General features: G+C 69.1%; 2 protein-coding genes. Both read left to right on the top strand.

Annotated features, from left to right (window positions below; translation table 11 throughout):
* Nucleotides 1-186 precede the first annotated feature (186 nt).
* Complete coding sequence (locus ACWEBX_RS39350; RefSeq protein WP_451889504.1) at nt 187-597, top strand: hypothetical protein; 411 nt, start codon at nt 187-189, stop codon at nt 595-597.
* Nucleotides 598-782: 185 nt separating this feature from the next.
* Nucleotides 783-1,868, top strand: coding sequence for a hypothetical protein (locus ACWEBX_RS39345; RefSeq protein WP_451889503.1), 1,086 nt, complete (start codon nt 783-785; stop codon nt 1,866-1,868).
* The last annotated feature ends 387 nt before the right edge of the window (nt 1,869-2,255 follow it).

Here is a 2,255-nt window from a genome sequence, read left to right as displayed (position 1 = left end):
TGCGCGGCCGCCCGCGGCGCCGAGCGCCGGCTCACCGCGCGAAGGGCTGTCCATGCGGAAGCGGAAGAGGAACCTGCTGCCGTGGCCGTGGTGGCGGTCGTGAGTACCGGTCGGTGTTTCTACTCGGGTGGAAATGAGTATCCGGGCTCTGACGCGTGTTCAGGTGGTCCCAGAACACTGGGGCCCATGAGCAATGAAGTGCGGAATCGTATCCCTGGGGTGCTGGCGGCGCTGGTGCTGGCCGGGCTGGCGGCGGCGGCATGGGCCGGCTGGCTGGGCTGGGACCAGCAGCGTGACGTGCAGGCCGACGGTTCGACGACCGGCCCCTATGAGGCGTGGCAGGTCATCGGGCTGGTGCTGACTCTGCTGGCGCTCGTGTACGGGGCCGCTTCCCGCGCGTACGTGTCGGCTGCGGTGGTCGGCACCACCAGCGGGCTGGCCGTCGCCGCCTATCTCGACTGGTCGGACGACAGCAGCGGCCTCTTCGCCGTCGGCGTGGGCCTGGTCGTGATCGGCAGTCTCGTCGTGACGGGCCTGCTCTCGTTCTTGATCACGTCTTGGAAGCCGAACACCAGACACGCCGGGCCAGGTCACTGAGCTTTTTCAGAGTGGCCACTGATCAAGTGATGGCTGGGCCCGAAGCACGCTGGTTGCCACATGGGCGGGCTTGCTGTCGCTGTGGCCGGGCTGCACGCGTTGGACTCGACCAGCCGAACACCGTTGTCACCGAGGCTGATTGAGGCGGCCAGGGGTTGTCAGTGGCCGGTGACAGGATCACCGGCATGGTTTTCGTACGTACTACTCCGCCGCGGCCCGTGGACGTGACCGCGGTCTTTCCCGAGCTGGCGCCGTTGGCACGTCCTGCGATTCGGCTGCACCCGCGTCCCGGGTCGCCTTCGGTCGGGGAGAGCTCGGTCGGGGGGCCGTTGCTGTGGCCGGCGGAAGAGCCATGGCCACACTGCGAAGCCTCGCACCTGCACGTGGACAGCGGGTTCCGCCAGTCGCCGGACGACGTGCGGCTCATGAGGCGCATGCAGGCCCGGCGGCACCGCGATCACGATGGCCATGGCGGGATGACGCCCGAGGAGGCGTTGATCAAGGAGCGGAACGCCACGAGGCTCGCGGAGCGATTCGCCGCCGGCCCGCCGCCCGCGGACTGCCCGGTCCCCATGCTGCCCGTGGCCCAGCTGTATCTGCGCGACATACCCCTGCTGCGGCCGCCCGGACAGGCCGATCTGCTCCAGGTTCTGTGGTGCCCCTACGACCACGATCCGCATCACAAGCCGTCGACCGCACTGTTCTGGCGGTCCGCCGCCGAGGTCGTCGACATCCTCGCCACACCGCCCGAACCGTACGAGGTGAACGATGACGGCTATCTGCCGGAGCCGTGCGTGCTGGCACCGGAAGCGATCACCGAATACCCCAACAGCCTCGATCTGAGCCCGCAGCTGCGGCTGATGGTGGAGGACTGGAGCAGATGGCAGGCAGCCGGCGCCGACGTGGACAGCTCCTACGCGGACTATCCGCGCGACTTCTATGACCCCCATCTGGCAGACGCGCCCGGATGGAAGGTCGGCGGCTGGCCTCCGTGGGGCCGCACCGACCCCAACCCCCGGTACTGCGCTGTCTGTGAGGTGCGGATGGTCCCGCTGCTGACCATTGCCTCATTCGAATGGGACGGCGGTGAGGGACACAGCTGGGCGCCGTGCGAAGAACAGGCCGCCGCCTACGCCGCCAACACCGTCGGTAGCTGCTGTGGCCAGTCCCCCTCGCAGCCGACCAAGGTCGCAGTCGGCAGCACCGACAACATGCAGATCTACATCTGCCCGGCCTCCCCCGAGCATCCGCACACCGACCTGATCCAATGAGCTGCCCGGCCTGTCACACACCCTCCCGCAGTCGCCGGCAGAAGTGCCGCCGCGTCACCGCATGGGCGACAACCGGGCGGACTACTCCGCAGCTCACTGAGCGCTCCTTGCCGGCGTGCCTGTCCCGACCGGCATCCGGCGGGAAGCCCGGGCCCCCGGAGGAATCGGGTCCGAGCTCCGTGTCCGCGCGTGCCCGCAGGTCGTGCCGCGGATCAGCAGGCGACGTGGAAGTCGACGCTCTTGTCGGTGTATCGGATGGAGAGCTGGAATCCCGCGTCGGAACCGGTGTAGGTCCCGTGGACCGCGACGGTCTGCCTCTCCCCGGCCGGGACCGACCCCGACGGGGGGTCCACGGTCACGCCGGAGAGGGAACCGGAGCCGGTGGCG

This window comes from Streptomyces sp. NPDC005070, assembly GCF_053600395.1.
The sequence above is the reverse complement of the archived record's forward strand: the minus strand, read 5'-3'. Positions and strand labels throughout refer to the sequence as shown.